Source organism: Streptomyces sp. NPDC026672, from assembly GCF_040638185.1.
Lineage (GTDB): Bacteria > Actinomycetota > Actinomycetes > Streptomycetales > Streptomycetaceae > Streptomyces.
Genome location: NZ_JBEZXS010000030.1, coordinates 24388 through 40263, shown reverse-complemented (window position 1 = coordinate 40263; position 15876 = coordinate 24388). Strand labels below are relative to the sequence as shown.

Genomic DNA, 15876 nt, shown 5'->3' with positions numbered 1-15876 from the left:
TCCGACGGGCGCGGGGCGCGGGGGCGGGGTCGTCCTCATGACGTCTCCCTCGGGGGCAGCAGTCCGGTGTCGCGCAGTTCCCGCCAGAAGGCGTCGGGCACCTCGGTGGCGAACTGCTCGGCGCAGTCGCGCACTTCGGCGGCCGAGCGGGCGCCGACCAGGACGGAGGCGACGGCCGGGTGGGAGGCGCAGAAGGCGAGGGCGGCGGCGCGCAGGGTGATGCCGTGGCGGTCCGCGGTCTCCTTCATGCGCAGGGCGCGGTCGAGGAGACCGGCCGGCGCCGCGGCGTAGTCGTACGTCGCTCCGGGTCTCGGGTCGGCCAGCAGGCCGGAGTTGAACGCGCCGCCGACGACGACCCGGACCCCGCGTTCGAGGGCGGCGGGCAGCAGTTCGGCGTCCGCGCTCTGGTCGAGCAGGGTGAAGCGCCCCGCGCACAGCACCACGTCCACGTCGGTGTCGCGCACGAAGCGGGTGAGCATCCCGGCCTGGTTCATGCCCGCGCCGATCGCGCCGACCACGCCCTCGGCGCGCAGCTTCTCCAGGGCCGGGTAGCCCTCGCGGAAGGCCTGTTCGGCGTGGTCGTCGGGGTCGTGCAGATAGACGACGTCCACCCGGTCGAGGCCGAGGCGCTCCAGGCTGGCGTCGAGGGTGCGGCGGATGCCGTCGGCGCTGAAGTCCCAGACGCGGCGGTGGGCGGCGGGCACGGCGAAGCCGTTGTCGAGGTCGTCGCCGGTGCCGTCCGCGGGTTCGAGCCGCCGTCCCACCTTGGTGGAGACGGTGTAGTCGGCGCGCGGGAACGCGCGCAGGGCGGCGCCGAGCCGGCGTTCGGACAGGCCGAGGCCGTAGTGGGGGGCGGTGTCGAAGTAGCGGACGCCCGACTGCCAGGCGGCCCGTACGGTCTCGTGCGCCTGCTCGTCGCCGACCTCGGTGTAGAGGTTGCCGAGCGGGGCGGCGCCGAGGGCGAGGGGCCCGGCCTCGGCACCGCCGTGGACGAGGGCGCTCACCGGCCGGCCGGGCGCAGCCTGAGACCCTGCATGCCGCCGTCGACGGCGAGGGCGGTGCCGGTGGTGGCGCCGGACAGGGGGCTCGCGAGGTAGGCGACGGCGCCCGCGACCTCGTCGGCGGAGACGAGCCGGCCGGTGGGCTGGCGGGCCTCCAGGGCGGTGCGTTCGGCGGCCGGGTCGCCCGCGGCGTCGAGCAGGCGGCCGACCCACGGGGTGTCGACCGTGCCGGGGTTGACGCAGTTGACGCGGATGCCCTCGCGGACGTGGTCGGCGGCCATGGCGAGGGTCAGCGAGTACACGGCTCCCTTGGTGGCGCTGTAGAGCGCGCGCTGGGGAAGTCCGGCGGTGGCGGCGATGGAGCAGGTGTTGACGACCGCGGCGTGCGCGGAGGCGCGCAGGTGCGACAGGGCGGCGCGGGCGACGCGGACCATGCCGACCACGTTGACGTCGAGGACGCGGTGCCACTCCTCGTCGGCGTTGTCCTCGACGGTGCCCTGGGCGCCGATGCCGGCGTTGTTGACGAGGACGTCGAGTCCGCCGAGGTCGGCGACGGCGGCGGTCACGGCCTCGCGTACGGAGGTGTCGTCGGTGACGTCGGCGCGGTAGCCGAGCAGCGGCTTGTCGACGGAGGAGGGGTCCAGGTCGAGGACGGCGACCTGGGCCCCGCGCGCGGCGAGGAGTTCGGCGGTGGCCCGGCCGATCCCTGACGCGCCGCCGGTCACCAGGGCCCTCAGCCCCTCGAAGTCGTTCATGCCGCCTGTCCCTTCCGGGTCTCGGGGTCGGCGGCCCAGAAGGCGCCGCCGGGGAATGTGTACCGTGCGATGGACTCGGGCCGCATGGCGGCGGAGAAGCCGGGCGCGGTGGGTGTCGCGTAGTGGCCCTCGTGAATCACCACCGGGTCGAGGAAGTGCTCGTGCAGGTGGTCGACGTACTCGATGACACGCTCGTCGGTGGTGCCGGAGACGGCGAGGTAGTCGAACATCGAGAGGTGCTGGACGAGTTCGCACAGTCCGACGCCGCCGGCGTGCGGGCAGACGGGCACGTCGAACTTGGCGGCGAGGAGCAGGATGGCGAGGTTCTCGTTGACGCCGCCGACGCGGGCGGCGTCGATCTGCACCACGTCAAGGGCGCCGGCCTGGAGCATCTGCTTGAACACGATGCGGTTCTGGACGTGTTCGCCGGTGGCGACCTTGACGGGGGCGACCGCGCGGCGGACGGCGGCGTGGCCGAGGACGTCGTCGGGGCTGGTGGGCTCCTCGATCCAGTACGGGTCGAACTCGGCGAGGGCCTTGGTCCAGCGGATCGCCTCGTCGACGTCCCAGCGCTGGTTGGCGTCCACGGCGAGGCGGATGTCCGGGCCGACGACGGCGCGAGCGACGCGGCAGCGCCGGATGTCGTCCTCCAGGTCGGCGCCGACCTTGAGCTTGATCTGCTTGAAGCCGGCCTGGACGGCCTCGGTGGCGCGGCGGGTGAGCTTCTCGTCGTCGTAGCCGAGCCAGCCGGCCGAGGTGGTGTAGGCGGGGTAGCCGCGCTTGAGGAGCAGGGCGCGGCGTTCCTCGGCGCCCTCGCGGCCCCGGACGAGGATGTCCAGGGCCTCCGCGGGGGTGAGGGCGTCGGTGAGGTAGCGGAAGTCGATCTGGCGGACGAGCCATTCGGGTTCGGCGTCGGCGAGCAGTTGCCACAGGGGTTTGCGGGCGCGCTTGGCGGCGAGGTCCCACACGGCGTTGACAAGTGCGCCGATCGCCATGTGCATCACGCCCTTCTCGGGCCCGAGCCAGCGCAGTTGGCTGTCGCCGATCAGGTCACGGTTCAGCGTGCCCGGGTCCGCGCAGAGCTCGTCGACGGACCGTCCCACCACATGGTGCCGCAGGGCGTGGATCGCGGCGACCTGGACCTCGTTGCCCCGCCCGATGGTGAAGGTGAAGCCGTGCCCCTCGGGTCCGTCCGGCGCGTCGGTGCGCAGCACGACGTAGGCGGCGGAGTAGTCGGGGTCCGGGTTCATCGCGTCGGAGCCGTCGAGCTCGCGCGAGGTGGGGAAGCGCACGTCGTAGGTGTCGACGGCGGTGATGCGGACGGGAGCAGGGGACACAGAGGTCCTTTCGGTCGGTGGCGGAAGCCGCGGGGCCGCGGCGTCAGTCCTGGGCGCGGCCCGTGGTCACCCGGGCGATCATGAGGGCGAGCAGGATGATTCCGCCGTAGATGGCGTCGATCCAGAACGGCTGCACTTGGGCCATGTTGAGCATGGTCTTGACCACGCCGAGCAGGAGAACACCGGTGAGGGCACCGAACATGGTGCCTCGGCCTCCGTCGAGGCTGATGCCTCCGATAACGGCGGCGGCGAACACCGTGAAGATCATGTTCTGGCCCTGATTGGCACCGATCGCGCCGACGTAGCCGGTCTGCATAAGGCCACCGATCGAGGCGAGGACACCGGCGGTGATGTAGACGCCCATCCGTACACGGTCGACACGGATGCCGGCCGCGCGTGCCGCTTCCAGATTGCCGCCGATCGCGTACAACGACCTGCCCACACGGTGGTACTTGAGCACCGCCCCGGTGATGGCGAAGGCAGCGGCGGCGACCCAGACCGACATCGGAATGTGCAGGAACGTGGTGGTGGCGACCGAGAAGAAGACATCCGGCATGCCGAACAGCGTCTTGCCCTTCGTGGCCCCGACGAGGAGTCCACGCAGGATGATCAGCATGGCGAGGGTGACGATGAACGCGTTGAGCTTCACCTTCACCACCAGCAGGCCGTTGAAGGCGCCGATGGCCGCGCCCACCAGGGGGATGGCCAGCAGAGCGAGCGCAGGCGGCAGCTCCGTACCCCATCCGGCGGTGGCTGCCGGCAGCACCAGGAGCGCGGCCACCGCCGGCGCGATACCGACCACCGATTCGAGCGACAGGTCGAACTTGCCGGTGATGAGCACCAGCGACTCCGCGAGCACCACCATCGCGAGCGCCGCCGACGAGGCGAGAATCGAGATGAAGGTGGCCTCGGTGAAGAAGGAGTCGTTGAGCAGGGATCCGAGTATGAGCAGCAGCAACAACGCAGGGACCAGGGCGAGTTCCCGGGCCCGGCGCAGCAGCACGGTTCTCGGCGACCGGGCGCCGGTCACGCTGACCGGCGTCACCGGCGGCGCCTTGGTGTCAGCCATGGTCCACTCCTTCGATGGAGGCGATGAGCTCGTGGTCGCGCCAGCCGGCCGGATGCTCGGCGACGACGCGGCCGTGGAAGAGGACGAGGACGCGGTCGCAGCGGCGCAGGTCGTCCAGTTCGTCGGAGACGACGAGCACGGCGGTGCCGTCGTCGCGGGCGTTGTCGACGCGGGAGAGAAGGGACTCCTTGGACTTCACGTCGACGCCCGCGGTGGGGTTGATGAGGACGAGGAGACGGGGGTCGGAGGCGAGGGCGCGGGCCATGACGACCTTCTGCGCGTTGCCGCCGGACAGGTCGGAGACGGGCTGGTCGGGGCCCTGGGTGTGGATGTCGAGGCGGCCGATCAGCTCGGTGGCGACCTCGCGCCGGCGGTCGGTGCCGACGAAGCCGAAGCGGCCGAGCCGGCCCAGCACGCTCATGGTGGCGTTGTCGCCGATGGTCATGCCGGCGACCATGCCCTGTTCGTGCCGGTCGCGGGGCACCCAGCCGACGCCCGCGTCCAGTGCGGCGCGCACGTCGCCGAAGGGGAGTTCGCGGCCGTCGAGCCGGGCCGTGCCCCCGGTCGGGCTGTGCAGCCCGGCGAGGGTCTCGGCCAGCTCGATCTTGCCGCTTCCGCTGGTGCCGGCGAGGCCGACGACCTCGCCGCGCCGGACGGTGAGGTCGACGTCCTCGTAGGCGGCGGCGGTCAGGCCCCGGACGTCGAGGACGACCGGGGCACCGGCGTCCACCGAGGGGCGCTCGGCCCCCTGGTCGGCGACGGTCTCCCCCGCCATGGCCTCCACCAGCGCGCCCCTGGGCAGGTCGGCCACGGGGGCGGTGGTGATCCAGCGGGCGTCGCGCAGGACCGTCACCGTCTGGCAGACCTCGTACACCTCCTGGAGGTGGTGCGAGATGAACAGGAAGGTGACGCCGGACTCCTGGAGGGAGCGCATCCGGGCGAACAGCCGCTCGATCTCCCGGTTGTCGAGCTGGGCGGTCGGTTCGTCGAGGATGATGAACCGGGCCCCGAAGCTCAACGAGCGGGCGATCTCCACCATTTGGCGGTCCTCGACCTTGAGGTCGGCGGTGCGCGCCTCCGGGTCGACGCGCACGTCCCAGGTGTCGAGGAGTTCGGCGGCCTCGCTCCTGAGCCTGCGCCAGGTGATGAGACCGCGCCGCAGCGGCTGACGGTTGATGAAGAGGTTCTCGGCGACCGTCAGTTCGGGGACGACGGTGGGCTTCTGGTACACGCAGGCGACCTTGCTCCGCCAGGCGTCCCGGTCGGCGAGCGCCGGTGCGGGCTCGCCGTCGAAGCTGACCGTGCCCTCGTCCGGCGCCTGGAGTCCGGTGAGGACGTTGACCAGGGTGGACTTGCCCGCACCGTTGCGGCCGACGAGGGCGTGGGACTCGCCGGGCAGCACGGTCAGCCGGCCGTCGGCGAGGGCGACGGTGGGACCGTACCGCTTGACGATGCCGTGTGCTCGGACCAGTGGTGTCGTCATTTGACCGTGTTGCCCCACAGCTTCGGGTCGTCGACGTTGTCCTTGGTGACCAGCGGGGCGGGCAGCTGGTCCTCCAGGATGCCGCTGGGCAGCTTGACGATCGTGGAGTCGTGGTCGGTCGGGCCCGGCTGGAAGGTCTTCCCCTCCATCGCGGCCTTGATGTAGTACATGCCGTACTTGGCGTAGGCGTCGGCGGGCTGGGAGACGGTGGCGTCGATCTCGCCCTTGCGGATCGCGTCGAACTCCTGCGGGATGCCGTCGTTGGAGACGATGGCGATGTGGCCCTTCTGGCCCGCCGGCTTCAGCATGTTCTTGGACTTCAGGGTCTGCAGGGTCGGCGCGAGGTAGACACCGCCGGCCTGCATGTAGATGCCCTTGATGTCGGGGTTGGCGTTGAGCAGGGTGTCGAGCTTGGAGGCGGCCGTGTCGGACTCCCACTTGGCGGGGATCTCCAGGACCTTGAGGTTCGGGTACTTCTTCTTCACACAGGCGCGGAACGCCTCGGAGCGGTCACGGCCGTTGACCGAGGCGAGGTCGCCCATGATCTGTACGACCTTGCCGCTGCTGACCTTCTGGCCGAGGAAGTCGCACGCCTTCTCGCCGTAGGCGACGTTGTTGGCGCGCACCACCATGGCGACCTTGCCCTTGTCGGGGGCGACGTCCACGGCGACGACGGGGACGCCCTTGCGTTCCGCCTGGTCGAGGCCGGCCTCGATGGCCGCACTGTCGAGCGGGGCGACGACGAGGCCCTTGACGCCCTGGTTCAGCTCGTTGTTGATGTCGGTGATCTGCTGCGAGGGGTCGCTGTTGGAGTTGACGGTCTTCAGGGCGTCGACGCCCTCGGACTCCGCCATCTTCGGCACGTAGTCGTTGTACGACTGCCAGAAGGGCGAGGTCAGCAGGGGCAGGATCACCCCGACCTTGCCGGTTCCACCGCCGCCCCCGGCGGCGTCGGCCGGGCCGTCGTCCTTGGTGCTGCCGCACGCGGCGAGCACGAGCGAGGCGCCGACGGCCAGGGCCGCCGCGCCGATGTTCCGGGACCGGGTCCGCTTCCTCGGTGCACTCAGTGTTCCGCCGGGCATCTGGCAGCTCCTCATCGAGCGTGTTTCGAGCAGGTGACCGCATACTTATCAGACCACTTGGCGTCCACAACACCCCTGTGCCGCGGTTTTCCCCGGACTTTGGACGTAGTGGTCCGACCACATGGGTGGTTAGACTGCGGCGCACCGGTGACAGGAGGAACGGCGTGGACGAGACAGCCCCCCACAAGGGCACCGTGACCGAGCGCGCCATCGAGCGGATCAAGGCGATGATCGCCGAGGGCCGTCTGGAGCCGGGGCAGCGACTGCCGACCGAGCGTGATCTGGCGGCCCAGCTGGGCATGTCCCGCAGCTCGATGCGGGAGGCGATCCGGGCGCTCACGGTGCTCGGCGTGCTGGAGGCACGGCACGGGTCCGGGATCTACGTCACCCAGCTGGAGGCGGGTGACCTGCTGGAGACGTTCGGGGTGGTCGCCGACCTGTCGCGCGGGCCGCGGCTGGTGGAGCTGCTGGAGGTGCGGCGGATCCTGGAGTCGACGGCGACGGCACTGGCCGCGGCGCGGATCACGCCGGACCAGCTGGCGGAGGTGGAGAAGCACCTCGCGGCGATGAACGCGACCGAGGACCCCGAGGAGATCCTCGCCCACGACCTGGCGTTCCACCGCGAGATCGCGGGCGCCGCGGGCAACGAGACCATGGCGGCCATCCTGGAGGGCCTGTCCTCCCGCACCTTCCGCGCCCGCGTGTGGCGCGGCTACCAGGAGGAGGGCGCCTTCACCCGCACCCGCCGCGAACACGCCGCCATCCACCGCGCGTTGGCCGCCCACGACCCGGAGGCGGCACGGGCCGCCGCCGCGGCCCACGTCGGCGAGGTGGAGGAGTGGCTCAGGGCCCAGATCGGTGAGGTCGAACCGCCCCGGGGCCTGTGAACGGCCGACGGGGGCCGGGGTTCCGTGCGGAACCCCGGCCCCCGTCCGGCGCGGTGCGGGTCAGGCCCGGCGCAGACGGAGGGTGACCAGCTCGAAGGGGCGCAGCCGGACCTCGACGCGGCGCCCGTCGTGCCGGGGGGCCGGCCCCTCCAGCGGGCGTTCCAGGAGGTCGGTCGCCGTGACCTCGGTGAGCTCGAAGGCCGTGGTGAGCGTCGCCCGCGCACGGCCGCCGTGGGCCTCGTGGAAGCGGACCACCACGTCGCCGCTGCCGTCGTCGGCGAGCTTGACCGCGGTGACGACCACCGCCTCCTGATCGACCGTGACCAGCGGCTCCACCGCCCCCGCCCCGGTCAGCCGCCGCTCGGGCAGGTTGACGCGCCAGCCCTCGCGGACCGCGTCGCCGATGCCCGCGCCGGGGACGAGGGCGTGCCGGAAGCGGTGGACGCCCTGGTCGGTCTCCGGGTCGGGGAAGCGCGGGGCGCGCAGCAGCGAGACCCGCACCGTGGTCGTCGTACCCCCGTCGCCGTCGGTGCGGACACCGCGGGTGACGTCGTGCCCGTACGTCGAGTCGTTGACGACCGCGACGCCCCAGCCGGGCTCCTCCAGATGGACGAAGCGGTGGTTGCACGCCTCGAACTTGGCCGCCTCCCACGAGGTGTTGGTGTGCGTGGGCCGGTGGAAGTGCCCGAACTGCGTCTCGGACGCGTAGCGTTCGGCGTGCACGTCGAGCGGGAAGGCGAGCTTGAGGAACTTCTCCGTCTCGTGCCAGTCGACCTCCGTGTCCAGCACCAGCCGCCGCTCCCCCGGCGCGAGGGACAGCACCTGGGTGACCCGGGAGTCGCCGAAGGACCGGACGATCCGCACCGACGTCCCGTCCTCCCCCGCCCTCACCTCGTCGGCGTCCGTGAGGTCGGTAACGGTGTTGCGGTAGAAGGCGTCCACGTCCCAGGCGTCCCACATGTTCGGGAAGTCCGGGTGCAGTTGGAGCAGGTTGGCCGCCGTGCCGGGCGCGATCGTCTCCCGATCGGCCGCCACGTCGTACACCGAGACGACCAGCCCGGCCGCGTCGACCTGGACGCGCAGCAGCCCGTTGTCGAGGACGTGTCCGCCACCGGGCCGGGGGTCCAGGGACGTGGCGCCGTCCGTCACCGCCGTCCCCGCGCCGCCGGCGGGGACGCCGGCCCGGGTGTGCGGGGCCGCGTTGAACACCAGCGGGACCGAACCCTCGCCGGCCAGCGCGCGCTGCGCCGCGTCGACGATCCCCTCCAGTTCGGCGGCCACCCGCTCGTAGGTGGCCCTGGCCTCGCGGTGCACCCAGGCGATCGAGGAGCCGGGCAGGATGTCGTGGAACTGGTGCAGCAGCACCGTCTTCCAGATCCGGTCCAGCTCCTCGTAGGGGTAGGGGAATCCGGCGCGCACCGCGGCCGTCGCCGCCCACAGCTCCGCCTCGCGCAGCAGGTGTTCGCTGCGCCGGTTGCCCTGCTTGGTCCGCGCCTGGCTGGTCAGGGTCGCGCGGTGCAGTTCGAGGTACAGCTCGCCGGCCCAGACCGGCGGGTGGGCGTACTCGGCCTCGGCCTTCTCGAAGAACGCCCGCGGGGTCTCCCAGACGACGGTGGCCGAACCCTCCAGGTCGCGCAGCCGGGCCGCCTTGCCGACCATCTCCCGGGTGGTGCCGCCTCCCCCGTCGCCCCAGCCGGTGGGGGCGAGGGAGTGGCGGGCGCGGCCCTTGTCCTTGAAGTTGCGCGCGGCGTGGGCGATCTCGCTGCCGCGCATGGAGCAGTTGTAGGTGTCGACGGGCGGGAAGTGGGTGAAGATCCGGGTGCCATCGATGCCCTCCCACCAGAAGGTGTGGTGAGGGAACGTGTTCGTCTGCGACCAGGAGATCTTCTGCGTCAGCAGCCACTTGGACCCGGCCGCCTTGATGATCTGCGGCAGTCCGGCGGCGAACCCGAAGGTGTCGGGCAGCCACGCCTCCTCGTTCTCGATGCCGAACTCGTCGAGGAAGAACCGCTTGCCGTGCACGAACTGCCGTGCCATCGCCTCGGATCCGGGCATGTTGGTGTCGGACTCCACCCACATGCCGCCGGCCGGCACGAACCGGCCCTCGGCGACGGCCTTCTTGACCCGGGCCCACACGCCGGGCCGGTGTTCCTTGACCCACGCCCACTGCTGCGCCTGGGACATGGCGAAGACGAAGTCGGGCTCGTCCTCGATGAGCGCGGTCATGTTGGAGGTGGTCCGGGCGACCTTGCGGACGGTCTCGCGCAGCGGCCACAGCCACGCCGAGTCGATGTGCGCGTGCCCGACGGCGCTGATGCGGTGCGCGGACGGCGCGGCGGGCACGGCGAGCACCTCGGTGAGCCGTGAACGGGCCTCGGCGGCGGTGCCGTTGACGTCCTGGAGGTCGATGGCGTCGAGCGCCCGGTCCAGGGCGCGCAGGATGTCCCACCGGCGGGCCGAGTCCTCCGGCAGTTCGGCCATCAGCTCGCCGAGCACCTCGAGGTCGAGGACGAGCTGCCACACGGTCTCGTCGAACACGGCGAGGTCCATGCGGGTCAGCGTGTACTGGGGTTCGCTGCCCGCGGTCTCCTTGTCGCCGAGCGCCGTGGGCCGGAAGGGGTGGTAGTCGAGGATGACGGGGTTGGAGGCGGCCTCGATGCGCAGGTCGACCTCCTCGCCGCCCTCGACGGGGGCTCCGACGCGCACCCACTGGTTGCGCGGGTTGAGGCCCTTGACCGGTGTGCCGTCGGGCCGGTGCACCAGGCCCTCGCACTGGAAGCCCGGCATGTTCTCGTCGAAGCCCAGGTCGAGGACGGCCTCGACGGTCTCGCCCGCCCACTCCCGGGGCACGGTCCCGGTCACCCGGAACCAGCTCGTGCCCCAGGGAGCACCCCACCGGGCGCCCACCTCGATCGGCTCCGGCTCGGCCGCGAGCCCCTCCTCGACGGGGACGGGTTCGCCCGGCGCGTGCCACACCTCGACCCGGAGGGGCACGGACCGCGGATACACGGCGGGGCGGACCCTCTCGTCGAGGACGCGCTTGAGGCGGGCTTCGACCAGACGGCGGTCGTCATGCATGTGGGGTGCTCCGTTGCTGGGTGCGGGTGGTTACCAGGTGTGCGTGACGGTCACGGGGGCCGACGAGGTGTACAGCTCCCCCACGGAACGCAGTTCGAACCGCGCCGTCGTCTCGCCCTGTTCCGGCTTCAGGCCGGTGACGAAGAAGGCCCGCTGGCAGGTGCCGCCGAGGAAGCGGCGGGTGCCGTCGGGCAGCAGCCGGTGCAGTTCGTGGTGCCGGACGTCACCGGGCGCGGCGTCCCAGGCGAAGCGCAGGTCACCGCCGGTGGCCGCGGTGACCCGGAGCTCCGAGGGCGCGGCGGGGGTGCGGGCGGCGTCACGGACGGCGATGCCGCCCAGCCGCCAGCGCACGGGTCCGGAGGCCGCGGTGAGCCGGACGCCGAGCGCGTGGACGGTGCCGGACAGCCCCTTCAGCCGTACGGTCGTGGTGGTCCACCCGTTGACGACCTTCACTCTCTTCCTGGTGGTGACCGCGCTCACCGGCAGATACGTGTACGGCGGTGTCGCGCCGGCGGCGTCCGGTTCGGCGGTGGCGACGGCGAGTTCGACGTCCACGGTGCCGGCGTCGGTGCGGTGCGTCAGCTCGACCACCGTGTCCTCGGTGATCGGCAGCCGCGTCGCGTACAGGTCCACTACGGCGGGCTGGTCGAGCGCGCCGTCCACCAGGACGCTGCTGCCGCCGCGCCAGGCGTCGGCGAAGTCGAAGGTGACGGCGGGCCGGGTGCCCGAGGTGTGCACGGCCCAGCGCCGGGAGGGCAGCCGGTCCTGGAGCCCGAGGTGGTTCCACTGCGCGTCCGAGGTGACCGCGCCGCAGTCGTACCAGCGCAGCCCGTGCCCGGTGTTGAAGACGCTCGCGAACGGCACCGAGGTGACGGTGGAGCGGTCGGCGACGGTGACGGCCGGCGCCCGCCAGCTGTCGCCTGCGTCGGGCCGGGACGGGTCGAGCGAACGGCCGGTCCAGAAGCGGTCGTCGGCGGCGTGGAAGTCGCCGGGGGTGCGGTTCGCGGGCAGGTGGTTGCGGGTCCACTCGGGCCGGTAGAAGCCGAACGAGGTGATGTGCGCCGCGCCGGTCGGCACGAACGCGTCCCAGTTCACGAAGGAGTTGGAGCCGTTGGACTCCACGTCCACGCCCGCGTACAGCTGGTAGCGGCTGCGGCCGAGCTGGTCGGCCCTCGTGCCGGAGGAGGCGAGGGTGCCCGCGCTCCAGCGGAAGTCGACGAACATGTCGTCGGAGGTCTCGAAGAACGCCTGGTTCTGGGCGTTGAGCGCACCCTGCCAGCTGACGGCGCCGTTCACGGTCATGGCGTCGTACCAGGTCACCCGCTGTCCGCGGGCGCCGGAGAGGGATTTCAGCTCGCGCACGAAGCCCAGCATGTCCGCGCCGAGGGCGCTGTTGCCGCCGCCGGTCTCGGCGTTGACGAACCAGCCGTCGAAGCCGTACGCGGCGGCGACCTCGACGAGTTGGCCGGCCAGCGGGTAGTGGCCCGCGGCGTCCTTCTGGACGAGGTCGCGGGTCCACTGGAGCTGTCCGCCGAAGGCGGTGGGCGGCAGGAAGATGTTGCCGAGGACGGGGACGCCGTGCCGGTGGGCCGCGTCCACGATCGGCGCGTTCGGGGCGAGGATCAGGCCCTCTCCGGCCGAGCCGCCCCAGAAGACCAGTTCGTCGATGTACGCCCAGTGGGTGAGGGCGTAGTAGTCGGCGGTGGCCGAGCCCTGGGAGGGGTTGCTGGAGGTGGGTCCGAAGGACACGAGCGACTGGACGCGGGCCTGGTCCGAGCGGGCGGTGGTGTTGGCCGCGGTGGGGGTGAAACGCGGGGCGAGCGGCACGGTGGAGGCGTTGAGGGCGAGGTCGGTGTCGTCGGCCGCGCGCCAGGACTTCAGGCTGTGCCAGGTGATGCCGGAGCCGGGGCTGCCGGAGGGGAAGGTGTCCGGGTACCAGTAGGCGGCGTAGGGCGGGGTGGCCGCGGCGGCGGTGCCGGGCTCGGCGGCGGCGCGGGCGGTGCCGGTGCCGGGTGCGGCGACGGCGGGCAGGGCCGGGGTCAGCGCGGCCGCGGTGGCGGCGAGCAGGACCGTCCGTCTGGTGGGGTGGTTCACGAGCGGGTGCCTCCTTGGGGGGTGGGGAGTACCTGGTCGGGAGCGACCACTTCGGTGATGCCGCGCGCGGCGAGGTGTTCCTTGTCGTCCGCGCGCGTGTCCAGGACGGTCGTGGGGCGGGCCCCGTCGGCGGCCAGCCGGAAGTAGGCGTCGAAGACGGGTCCGCCGGGGGCGCAGCGGGAGCGGGCGGCGGGGTCCGCGGGCACGACGAGGGCCGTGCCGCGGGGTGCGGGGGTGCCGCGGGGCGCGCGGGCGGCCTCCGCCAGCACGCGCGCGAGCTCCTTGGGTCGCCGGTCGTTGGTCAACAGCCCCAGACCGTATTCCAGTTCGGGGAAGTCGGCGAGGGTGCGCGAGACGTCGTGGGAGCACCACCAGGTGACGCCCCACAGGTCGGGGCAGTCCAGGGCGTGGGCGACGGTCGCCTCGGTGAAGGCGGCGGCGTGCTCGGGCGGGACCAGGGGGGCGGGGGCGCCGACCTCCTGGAGCCAGACGGGGCGGTGGGGGTCGTCGGCCCACGCCTTGCTCAGTTCGACGAGGTAGGCGGCGTGCTGTTCGCTGGGCACGGAGGCGCGACCGTGGCGCTGGGCGGTGCCGTTGAACACCCAGGAGTGCACGGCGGTGACGTCGCCGAGGCGGGCGGAGTGCTCCGGGGTGAAGGGCTGGTCGTCCTGGTACCAGGCGGCGTCGTAGGAGGCGTGCAGGTGGAGCCGACCGGGGGCGCCCTCGGCGCAGGCGGCGAGCATCCGGGTGAGCCAGGCCGCGGCCCGGTCGGGGGTGACGCGGTCGGGGTCGGGGTGGGGTCCGGCGGCGAACTGGTTGACCTCGTTGCCGACGGTCATCCCGATGAAGTTGGGCCGGTCGGCGAGGGCGGCGGCGAGGGTGCGCAGATAGGCGGCCTGGCCGTCGACGACGTCGGGGTCGGTGAAGATGTTGCGCCGGTGCCAGGTGCGTGTCCAGGCGGGCAGGAAGTCGAAGCTGCTGAGGTGGCCCTGGAGGCCGTCCACGTCGACGTCGAGGCCGCGTTCGGCGGCGGCGTCGGCGAGGGCGACGAGCTGCTCGACGGCGCGGGGCCTGATCAGGGTGCGGTTGGGCTGGAAGTAGGGCCACAGCGGGAAGACCCGGATGTGGTCGAGGCCCAGCGCGGCGACGGAGTCGAGGTCGGCGCGCACGGAGTCCAGGTCGAAGTCGAGCCAGTGGTGGAACCACCCTTCGCTGGGGGTGTAGTTGACGCCGAAGCGCACGGCAGAAGGCATGGAGTTCCTGGTTCTGTAGTGCGTACGTGGGGAGTTCAGCCCTTGACGGCGCCCTCGCCGACTCCGCGGAAGAAGTACCGCTGGAGGCAGGCGAACAGGACGATCAGGGGGGCCACGGCGATGACGGTGCCTGCCGCGACGAGGCGTTCGTCCTGGGCGAAGGTGCCGTGCAGGTAGTTGAGTCCGATGGTGAGGGTGAACCGGGACGGGTCGCTGAGGACGATCAGCGGCCACAGGAAGTCGTCCCAGGCGCCCATGAAGGCGAAGATCGCGACGACGGCGAGGGTGCCCCTGACGGAGGGCAGGGCGATCCGCAGGAAGCGCTGCCAGGCGTTGGCGCCGTCGACGAAGGCGGCCTCCTCGATCTCGTAGGGCAGGTTGCGGAAGGCGTTCCGCATCAGCAGGACGTTCAGCGAGCTGATGGAGGCGGGCAGCAGGACGCCGACGAGCGTGTTGTTCAGGCCGAGTTCGCGCATGGTGGTGAACTGGGCGATGACGATGCCCTCGACGGGCACGAGCATCGCGAGCACGAAGACCAGGCCGGCCGCGGTGCGGCCCCGGTAGCGCAGCCGGGCCAGGGCATATCCGGCGAGGGCCGAACCGACGCAGTTGGTCACGACGTTGGCGGTGGCGACCTTCAGCGAGTTGAGGGCGTAGTCCCAGACGGGGATGGTGACGGCGACCCGCTGGTAGTTGTGCAGGGTGGGGTGGCCGGGCAGGAACGTCGGCGGGGAGCTGAAGATGTCCTCGGTGGGGCCCTTGAGCGAGGTGGACAGCTGCCAGAGGAACGGTCCGACGGTGAGCGCGAGGACCAGCAGCAGGAGCAGGTAGCGCAGCAGGAGTTCCCACGCCCGCACACGGCGGCCGTGCTCGTCCCGCACCCGGGTCCGCCGGTGCGGCGCGGCCGGCGCGGTGGCGGGCGGCGCCTGTTCGGTGACGGTCATGACTCGTCCCTCCGGTCGGCCCGCAGGACCAGCAGCATCAGGGCGACCGTCACCGCGAACACCACGACGGACAGGGCGGAGGCGTAGCCGACGCGGCCGGTGAGGCCGGTGCCGGTGCGCTGGACCAGCATGACGAGGGTGGTGTCCTCGCCGGCCGGTCCGCCGCTGGGGCCGGCCATCAGGTACACCTCGGAGAACACCTTGAACGCGGCGACCGAGGAGAGCGCGGCGACGAGGACCATGGTGGGGCGTACGGCGGGCACGGTGACGGTGAGGAAGCGGCGCACCGCGCCCGCGCCGTCGACGGCGGCGGCCTCGTGCAGTTCGCGGGGGACGTTGCCCAGCGCCGCCAGGTAAATGATCATGTAGTAGCCGAGGCCCTTCCAGACCGTGACGGCCATGGCGCTGAGCAGGAGCAGCCACTGGTCGCTGAGGAAGCCGACCCGGCCGATCCCGACGGTCTCCAGCAGGGAGTTGACGAGTCCGCGTTCGTCGAGCAGCCAGACCCAGATGAGGCCGACGACGACGATGGAGGCGACGACGGGGGTGTAGAAGGCGGACCGGAAGAAGGTGATGCCGGGGATGTTCTTCTGGACGAGCAGGGCGAGCAGCAGGGGCAGCACGACCAGCGCGGGGACGACGCCGAGGACGTAGAGCGTGCTGTTGCGCAGGCCGGTCCAGAACATGTCGTCGTGGAGCAGCTCGCGGTAGTTGGCGAGGCCCACGAAGCGGCCCGGGATCAGGGTCCGCCGGTCGGTGAAGGAGTTGACCACCGTGGAGACGAACGGCCAGAGCACGAAGGCGCCCGTGACCAGCAGCCCCGGCGCGGCGAACAGCCAGGGGCTGTGGGGGAGCTGGCGCCGCACCCGGGTCCGTACCGTGGGATTCGCCAT

The 15876-nt window shown here is 72.0% G+C and carries 12 protein-coding genes; 1 reads left to right on the top strand and 11 read right to left on the bottom strand.

The window, feature by feature from the left end:
- Positions 1-35 precede the first annotated feature (35 nt).
- From AB0F77_RS29660 to AB0F77_RS29635, 6 genes are read right to left on the bottom strand one after another with little or no spacing between them, the layout of a single operon-like run.
- Positions 36-1004 (bottom strand): aldo/keto reductase, encoded by a 969-nt coding sequence (locus AB0F77_RS29660; RefSeq protein WP_361954749.1) that lies wholly within the window; start codon positions 1002-1004, stop codon positions 36-38.
- On the bottom strand, positions 1001-1756 hold the full coding sequence (locus AB0F77_RS29655) for an SDR family oxidoreductase (RefSeq protein ID WP_361954748.1): 756 nt from the start codon (positions 1754-1756) through the stop codon (positions 1001-1003). The genes AB0F77_RS29660 and AB0F77_RS29655 overlap by 4 nt, the downstream gene beginning before the upstream one ends.
- Entirely contained in the window at positions 1753-3093 is a 1341-nt protein-coding gene (locus AB0F77_RS29650) for an L-fuconate dehydratase (protein ID WP_361954747.1), read from the bottom strand. The genes AB0F77_RS29655 and AB0F77_RS29650 overlap by 4 nt, the downstream gene beginning before the upstream one ends.
- Positions 3094-3136: 43 nt before the next feature.
- Positions 3137-4162 (bottom strand): ABC transporter permease, encoded by a 1026-nt coding sequence (locus AB0F77_RS29645; RefSeq protein ID WP_361954746.1) that lies wholly within the window; start codon positions 4160-4162, stop codon positions 3137-3139.
- Positions 4155-5645, bottom strand: coding sequence for a sugar ABC transporter ATP-binding protein (locus AB0F77_RS29640; protein WP_361954745.1), 1491 nt, complete (start codon positions 5643-5645; stop codon positions 4155-4157). The genes AB0F77_RS29645 and AB0F77_RS29640 overlap by 8 nt, the downstream gene beginning before the upstream one ends.
- On the bottom strand, positions 5642-6727 hold the full coding sequence (locus tag AB0F77_RS29635; protein WP_361954744.1) for a sugar ABC transporter substrate-binding protein: 1086 nt from the start codon (positions 6725-6727) through the stop codon (positions 5642-5644). The genes AB0F77_RS29640 and AB0F77_RS29635 overlap by 4 nt, the downstream gene beginning before the upstream one ends.
- 164 nt (positions 6728-6891) lie before the next feature.
- On the opposite strand from AB0F77_RS29635, the gene AB0F77_RS29630 reads away from it, so the two are divergent.
- Positions 6892-7614: a FadR/GntR family transcriptional regulator gene (locus AB0F77_RS29630; protein ID WP_361954743.1), complete on the top strand. Its 723-nt coding sequence runs from the start codon at positions 6892-6894 to the stop codon at positions 7612-7614.
- A gap of 60 nt (positions 7615-7674) precedes the next feature.
- Here the strand turns inward: AB0F77_RS29630 and AB0F77_RS29625 are convergent, their stop codons facing one another.
- From AB0F77_RS29625 to AB0F77_RS29605, 5 genes are read right to left on the bottom strand one after another with little or no spacing between them, the layout of a single operon-like run.
- Positions 7675-10692 (bottom strand): glycoside hydrolase family 38 C-terminal domain-containing protein, encoded by a 3018-nt coding sequence (locus AB0F77_RS29625; RefSeq protein ID WP_361954742.1) that lies wholly within the window; start codon positions 10690-10692, stop codon positions 7675-7677.
- Between the two features lie 30 nt (positions 10693-10722).
- Positions 10723-12786 (bottom strand): endo-beta-N-acetylglucosaminidase, encoded by a 2064-nt coding sequence (locus AB0F77_RS29620; RefSeq protein WP_361954741.1) that lies wholly within the window; start codon positions 12784-12786, stop codon positions 10723-10725.
- The gene (locus tag AB0F77_RS29615) at positions 12783-14039 is read right to left on the bottom strand and encodes a glycosyl hydrolase (protein WP_361954740.1); all 1257 of its coding nucleotides are present in this window, start codon (positions 14037-14039) and stop codon (positions 12783-12785) included. Before AB0F77_RS29615 ends, AB0F77_RS29620 begins: the two co-directional genes overlap by 4 nt.
- Before the next feature lie 35 nt (positions 14040-14074).
- Complete coding sequence (locus tag AB0F77_RS29610; RefSeq protein WP_361954739.1) at positions 14075-14983, bottom strand: carbohydrate ABC transporter permease; 909 nt, start codon at positions 14981-14983, stop codon at positions 14075-14077.
- Positions 14980-15876, bottom strand: a complete 897-nt coding sequence (locus AB0F77_RS29605) for a sugar ABC transporter permease (protein ID WP_361954738.1) — start codon at positions 15874-15876, stop codon at positions 14980-14982. Before AB0F77_RS29605 ends, AB0F77_RS29610 begins: the two co-directional genes overlap by 4 nt.

Coding starts and splice junctions, on each gene's coding strand:
- AB0F77_RS29655 (WP_361954748.1), bottom strand. CDS start 1,756: ATGAACGACTTCGAGGGGCTGAGGGCCCTGGTGACCGGCGGCGCGTCA.
- AB0F77_RS29645 (WP_361954746.1), bottom strand. CDS start 4,162: ATGGCTGACACCAAGGCGCCGCCGGTGACGCCGGTCAGCGTGACCGGC.
- AB0F77_RS29640 (WP_361954745.1), bottom strand. CDS start 5,645: ATGACGACACCACTGGTCCGAGCACACGGCATCGTCAAGCGGTACGGT.
- AB0F77_RS29635 (WP_361954744.1), bottom strand. CDS start 6,727: ATGCCCGGCGGAACACTGAGTGCACCGAGGAAGCGGACCCGGTCCCGG.
- AB0F77_RS29625 (WP_361954742.1), bottom strand. CDS start 10,692: ATGCATGACGACCGCCGTCTGGTCGAAGCCCGCCTCAAGCGCGTCCTC.
- AB0F77_RS29615 (WP_361954740.1), bottom strand. CDS start 14,039: ATGCCTTCTGCCGTGCGCTTCGGCGTCAACTACACCCCCAGCGAAGGG.
- AB0F77_RS29610 (WP_361954739.1), bottom strand. CDS start 14,983: ATGACCGTCACCGAACAGGCGCCGCCCGCCACCGCGCCGGCCGCGCCG.
- AB0F77_RS29605 (WP_361954738.1), bottom strand. CDS start 15,876: ATGGCGAATCCCACGGTACGGACCCGGGTGCGGCGCCAGCTCCCCCAC.